At 34.6% G+C, this 7,074-nt stretch carries 4 protein-coding genes; 2 read left to right on the top strand and 2 right to left on the bottom strand.

The genetic code is table 11. The features are described from left to right. The first annotated feature begins 847 nt into the window (after nt 1-847). Together F6K13_RS11505 and F6K13_RS11500 are read left to right on the top strand one after the other, a co-directional pair. Entirely contained in the window at nt 848-3,454 is a 2,607-nt protein-coding gene (locus tag F6K13_RS11505; RefSeq protein ID WP_124145043.1) for a DNA topoisomerase (ATP-hydrolyzing) subunit A, read from the top strand. A 407-nt stretch (nt 3,455-3,861) separates the two neighbouring features. Then, entirely contained in the window at nt 3,862-3,987 is a 126-nt protein-coding gene (locus F6K13_RS11500; protein ID WP_275670377.1) for a hypothetical protein, read from the top strand. A 108-nt stretch (nt 3,988-4,095) separates the two neighbouring features. Here the strand turns inward: F6K13_RS11500 and F6K13_RS11495 are convergent, their stop codons facing one another. Together F6K13_RS11495 and F6K13_RS11490 are read right to left on the bottom strand one after the other, a co-directional pair. Then, nucleotides 4,096-5,661 carry an OB-fold nucleic acid binding domain-containing protein gene (locus F6K13_RS11495; RefSeq protein ID WP_124145044.1) on the bottom strand — a complete coding sequence of 522 codons (1,566 nt, stop codon included), beginning with the start codon at nt 5,659-5,661 and terminating at the stop codon, nt 4,096-4,098. A 123-nt stretch (nt 5,662-5,784) separates the two neighbouring features. Further along, nucleotides 5,785-7,074: LAGLIDADG family homing endonuclease (locus F6K13_RS11490; RefSeq protein WP_287287416.1), on the bottom strand; the 1,290-nt coding region annotated here is incomplete at its 5' end.

Genomic DNA, 7,074 nt, shown 5'->3' with positions numbered 1-7,074 from the left:
AAAAACCCCATTATAAAGTTTAGACTAAATTTTTTTATAGATAGGGAATGCCAACTTAGTTTAACTAGCTTCAGTTTAATCGATTAAAAATTCCATAATCACTTACTAAACTAACTAAATAGCTATTGTTTTAAATTTTTCTAATGGTTATCTATGAGTTTTTGGACGTCTACCTAACCAGGAAGAAGCTTAATAGTCCAATCTTATTTGTATAAAGATTAAGAGCTTATTTTCTTCTGACTGCTATGATGATCACGAAAGTAATCTAGAAATACTACTTTTAGCAGCTCCAATGCAGGAATCTAAAACATCAATAATCATACATACTTATCGAGGTAAGATTTCAATTCCTTCAGCATAATAGAGGTTAACATACTTTACCCTCATGTAGTTGTACGACTACCTAAAGTGACATAGCAGATATTTTCGATCTGCATAGCTTTCAAAGTATTAGTTGGCTAAGTAGGTAATATTTTAAGCTTTAACCTAAGTTTGTGCTCAATCAAATATAAATAATTATTCCTATCATCAACTATGGTCAAAAGATTTGAGGTGTGTTAGCTACGATCTCCAAAAAATCTTGTGTACATTAAAAAAAATAGAGAAAAAAGTTACTACTGTCAGGATCTGTAAAAATATTAAATTTACTTTGCCTTAATTAGAACAAAACATTCTTCAATACACTCCAATTAGTAAACTGATGCGCATATTAAATTGGGTAACACTTGTTACTTTTGAGAAAATTTAGGTATTTCATGCTGAAAATCTTAAATTGTCATAATATTTGGACTTAGCCTCTCAATTGTGCTTTGTCATTTTTTATAAATAGTAATCTAAATAGCAACTCATGGCCAAACAATTAAATCTACTCTCCGGACAAGTCGTTACTGCAGCGCTGCACATCGAAATGCAGCAATCATATCTTGAATACGCCATGAGTGTGATTATTGGTAGAGCTTTGCCAGATGTCAGAGATGGACAAAAGCCAGTGCATCGTCGAATTCTATATGCTATGCATGAACTTGGTCTCGCCCCAGACAGACCATTTCGTAAATGTGCCAGGGTAGTCGGAGATGTTCTGGGAAAATATCATCCTCACGGCGACCAAGCTGTTTATGATGCCATGGTACGGATGATTCAAGACTTTTCCAGTCGTTATCCATTAATAGATGGACATGGTAACTTTGGCTCTATCGATAATGACCCTGCTGCTGCTATGCGCTATACAGAAAGTCGTTTGGCATCTATTAGTAATGAAGGTTTACTTACCCAAATTGGTGAAGCTATAGTTGACTATACCAACAACTTTGATGGTTCTCAGCAAGAACCTACTGTATTACCGGCACAATTACCTTTTTTATTACTTAATGGCTCTTCTGGTATTGCAGTGGGAATGGCGACTAATGTTCCGCCACATAATTTGGGAGAAGTAGTAGATGGCCTTATTGCTTTAATTGATAATCCTAATCTTTCTGATGAAAAGTTATTTCGATTGATTCCTGGGCCTGATTTTCCTACTGGTGGGGAAATTGTTAGTACTGACGGAATTATTGATGCTTATACTAAAGGTAGAGGTAGTATTCCTATCAGGGGAGTGGCCACTATTGAGGAAGTTCCTACAGCTCGTGGGCGTCGCACAAAAAGGGCTATTGTGGTGACAGAGTTGCCTTACCAGGTTAATAAGGCGGGTTGGATTGAAAAAACTGCAGATTTGGTTAATGCGGGTAAAATAGAGGGTATTTCTGATTTGCGAGATGAAAGCGATCGCTCTGGTATTAGGGTTGTAATTGAGCTAAAACGTGAAGCTGATCCTAGTGTTGTACTTCACCACCTCTATCAGCATACTGATTTACTTTCAAAGTTTGGTGCTATTATGTTGGCTTTGGTTGATGCGCAACCACGACAGTTATCTCTACGAGATTTTTTACAGGAGTTTATTAGTTTTAGGGAACAAACTTTAACTCGTCGCTACAGCAATGATTTGGAAATAGCTCAAGGTAGGTGTCATATAGTTGAGGGTTTGCTCAAAGCTTTAACAGATTTGGATACTACGATTGATATTCTCAGAAATGCTCCTGATGGTAGTAGTGCTAAGGTTAGTTTTCAAGAAAGTTTGGGTTTAAGCGAAAATCAAGCTGATGCTATTCTGGCAATGCCAATGCGCAGACTGACTGGTTTGGAAAGACAAAAATTGGAGGAGGAATATGAGCAACTTAGGGGGAAAATACAAGAGTTACAGGGTTTATTGAGCGATCGCCGTTTACTTCTAAGATCGCTGAAAAAAGAATTACGGACTCTAAAACGCAAGTATGGCGATCCTAGACGTACTAGAATTATTGTTCAAGCGGAATCAAATGCTTCTGTTTCTCAACAGAAAAGTAATGTAGAAATTGGTAGTCAAGAAACAAATAAGGAAGCTAAAGGTAGAGGTAGAAAATCAAAAGGTACAGCTGTTGAATCACAATTTTTGACTTTGGAAGCTGCTCCACCACCGACTGAAGAGGTTGTTATAGAATTTACTCACCGAGGATATGTAAGACGATTACTTGCTAAAGAATTTGAGAAGCATCAAATTGATAAAAAATCTAATATTATTATTGAAAATAATGATGATTTTACTATTAATATTATTGAGGCAACTACAGACCAAACTTTAGTGGTATTGACTCGTAGTGGTAAAGCTTATCCTCTGAAAGTAAATGATATTCCTTCTGGTTCTAATCGTTCGACAACACGACATGAATATAAGGGTGTACCTTTAGTAACATTATTATCACTGTCAGCAACTAAAGAAATGACGGATGCTCGTCAGGAGTTTATTATTGCTCAATTTGTTTTACAGGAAGCTGAAGAAAATAAGGATTTAATCATGTTGACTCAAAATGGTAAAATTAAGCGTTTACCTTTGTCTGATTTAAGTGATATTACAAATCGCGGTATAACAGTAATTAAACTAAAGGAAGAGGATGAATTACGTTATGCTAATTTAGCTCAGGTAGGGGAACAAGTAGTTTTGGCAACTTCTGGGGGGAGATTATTAAGATTAGAAATAGATGAGGAACAGTTACCTTTAATGGGACGTACTGCACAGGGGTCTCAAGCAACAAGATTAAGAAAGCAAGAGGAGTTGGTAGGTTGTGTGACTTTGGATGGAGAAAGCAATTTATTTTTAGTTTCTGAACAGGGTTATGGAAAGCGTATTGCTATTGGTTCGTTGCGAGTTGCTAATCGTGGTGGTATTGGTCAGAATGCTTTTCAGTTTACGAGACAAACTGATGTTTTGGCAGGAATTGTTGTTAGTAGGTCGGATGTAGTAGCTCAGATGTTAACAACTGAAGGAAAAGTATGTGGAATGATGGTGGATTCTGTTAAAGTTTATGGACAGGATGATAGGGGGAATCGGTTGGTGAAGTTGGGGGCAAAGGAGAGGATTATTAAGGTGGTTGGTTATTGATAGCAGAAGTAAGAAGGAAGAGGTTCAACAATGAATAATGAATAATGAATAATGAATAATGAATAATGAATAATTACCTCTCCTTGAAAAGAAGAGGATTGACTAAAAGAATAATTTTTTCTTTTTTATCCTTTAAAGGAGAGGCTTTAAACCTTAATTATTCGGTAAATTTTAACATGAGGTTAGATATTTCCCTAGCTTTTACACAAATGATACTAACGGACATGATATTATTAGGTCTTAATTTACATTTTCAGTCCAAGGAAAATCTCCTGGACGTGTCTTTTAACTGTCCTTATTATTAATAACATTCTTTTTCCAAATTACTATTATAGAGAATCGGAAAAATTATAAATCTCTTTGATAAACTTTATAAACCAGGTTTGTTATAACTATATTTAGGGTTTGTGATCAAAAGTCTTTTAGTAGGGGTAGGAGACAGGAGACAGGAGACAGGAGGAATGGGAATTATAGAGGAGGTAGGAAGAAGAGTTGTCCGCAGATTGTTCTGCTTTTTTTGCCCTCAATACTAACTTTTTGAAGTTTTTATGCCAAAAACAAGCTCACTTTTTTCGCTCCAAAAAGGCTAAAACTAATACCATTCAATGCTTTGAAATTTAATCAGCAAGCCCTAGTTACTATTATTTAGAAGCAAAAGCTTCCCAACTAGATATCTGAACTTTAAACCCTACATCATGAAAACGACGAATAGTTGTCTCTTCATCTTCAACCCAAAATTGCCGACCAAACTGTACTAAATGTTGTTGTTTTCCATCAGATATTAATGCTCCTATTGCTACCTTTGCTTTTTCCAGATCACCAGAAGATTGTTCTTCAAGAATGGCTTTAATTTGTTCAAATAAAGAATCATTTTCAGGAATAATATTTACTGGTATTTGTAAGATAATTATTTGTCTTTGTTTCGCAGAACCATTTTCAGTTATTAATAATTCAGGGTCTTTTTTCGGAGGATTTTTTTGACTTTCTAATTGCTCTATTGGTTTTTCTACTTCTACAATAGGTTGGTTAATTTCTATCTCTTCATTTCTCGATTCATTTTGATAATTATCTAATTCTGTCACTGGTTTTTCATGTTGTTCTACTGCATCTGCCATTACCTTTTCTAATTTGTCTGCACCATCTACTAATAACTGATTTTCATCATCCTTCTTATCAACTTTTCCAGTCAAGACTAAAAGAGAACTTTCTATTAGTAAATTTTTAATTTCTTCATATATTTTCGGAAAAACTACTGCATCTACCTGCCCAGTCATATCTTCTACTTGCAGAAATGCCATGCGATCGCCTTTTTTTGTAATATGAGGTTTAATTCCAGCTAACATTACCAATAATTTTATAACTGACTTAGATTTTTTTTCCTTCATTTCAGCAATAGAAATAGCATCCGAAATTTTATTTTGCTCCTGTGCATATTTGAGAGGATGGTCGGATACATAAAATCCTATAATTTCTTTTTCATACTGCAATTTTTCTTTAGCTGGAAAATCTGAAACAGTGGAAGATTTAGGAGCAGAATCAAAAGCAGGCATTGTTTTTTCTGCCACATCAAATAAACTTAATTGCCCTATATCCCGGTCTTTATTTCTATCTTGCGCCCATTTCATTACACCTTCTAAATCTTTGATTAATTGGTGACGGTTTGATTGAATTTTATCGAAAGCTCCACATTTAATTAAAGATTCTAAAGTACGACTATTCAGAGCATTAAGATTAACTCTGTCACATAGATCGGCTAAAGACTTAAATTCTTCCCCTTCTTTTCTTGCTTCTAAAATTGCTTCTATTGCTCCTTCACCTACATTTTTTACTGCGGATAATCCAAATAAAATTTTATCTTTTGTTTCTCCTGTCGCTACTTTTGGCAAGGGAGTAAAATCTACTTCTGACTTATTAATATTCGGCGGTTCGACTTCGATATTAAATTTATGACAATTAGCAATATATTTTTGTACTTTATCTTGATCGCCACTATTAGCAGTTAGTAAAGCTGCCATATATTCGACTGGATAATTAGCTTTTAAATAAGCAGTTTGATAAGCTACATAAGCATAAGCTGTGGAATGAGATTTGTTAAAACAGTTAGAGGCAACTAACCCATTTGCTAAGACAAAATTATGGTCTTTAGCTACTCCAATATCATAAACATTTTCTGTTTTTGCCAGCTTGCGAGAAACAATTTTAACCACGACGATAACTCCTTAAAATCTGTTCTATTTTTGCTTTTTTGTAATCCCAGAGAAAATCTAGAATTTCTTGGCATTTCAGGGGGTAATGAAATGCCTAAATAATCTGTTGCTTCAATTGAGGTTTTAACTGACGATAGGAAATTCCCATTCTGCTAGACTCCTTAAACATTTCAAATCTAAATTACGCTCAAAAATTTCATCAATAGGCAGCATTTGACCATCTTCAGTCATAAACTTATGTTCTGGTGTTGCCCGAATTACTGTTCCATCTTCCAGACTATATTCATAAACTTCCTGCATACCTCGATTATGCCATTGAGCGATTGGTTGTGTATAAATATATCCATTTTTATCTACCGTATAGACAGTACATTCAATCTGTTCTTCTACAATTTTACCAATAGGAATAGCGCCATATTCTACAGTCATAATTTCTGTCTCATAAGCCAAACAATATTCAGCGAATTTAATCATTTGTTCAAACAAATCTTCTGCCACTGCAGAATGAACACCTCTTTGAGTCGCACCATCAATAAATATTTCTCGATGCTTTTCCATTTCTGAAACTTTCTTTTTACCCATGCAATTGTGAACTATAAAATCATTGGCAATAAAGTTATGAGTTTCGGAAATTGTCAAATCAAAAACTTCTTCTTTGCCAATATATTCTATAGAAGTAATCTCATCCCAAAAAACCTCAGAATTAGCAATGGATTTTAATTTTTCATCTGCAAAAGCTGTCGCAAATCTATTAACTTTATGACGGGATAAATTCCTAGTTGGAGTATTTTGAAAATTTAAACCTGACGACATAGTGCCACGACATACTCCGACAGCTTTATCTATTTCTGTCCAAGTCATTCCACTAGCTTTTTTAGCTTCTGCAATTAGGGTAATAATTTCTGGAGGTAGACAATGTTTAGATTGATTTTTTTCTCTTAGGGAGTAGGGAGTAGAGAGTAGGGAGTAGGAATTAGTAATTCTGGTTCCAGAAAATAGGAAAGAAGAAAAAGAACCACACCTTATAAGTCTGAGAAATTCTATATCTTGAATAACTAAATAACAACTTTCACAAAGTTGCTTTTTGTAACTACTTAAATATGGTTCTATCAATTCACAAAACTTGAGCATATCCTCACGTCCTGTAATTTGAACTCGATAAGAAAGATAAGGTTTACCTTGATATTTTATCTTCTTAATATTGAACAGAGAAACTATACCTAAACGTAGAAGTAAATGTTGGATTTGTCTGACTAAAACTTCTGAGGTAGAGTTATATTCTGTATACCCAATTGTTTTGTTTGTACGGATGTTGTATGCAACGTCCGTACCATCTGTTGACCATAAAATTCCTAAGAAAAGTTGTAACTGACTCTTAGACAAAGAAATTCCTGATTGGGTATTTTCTTTGTC

It is taken from the genome of Okeania sp. SIO2B9 (assembly GCF_010672505.1).
GTDB lineage: Bacteria > Cyanobacteriota > Cyanobacteriia > Cyanobacteriales > Microcoleaceae > Okeania > Okeania hirsuta.
The sequence above is the reverse complement of the archived record's forward strand: the minus strand, read 5'-3'. Positions and strand labels throughout refer to the sequence as shown.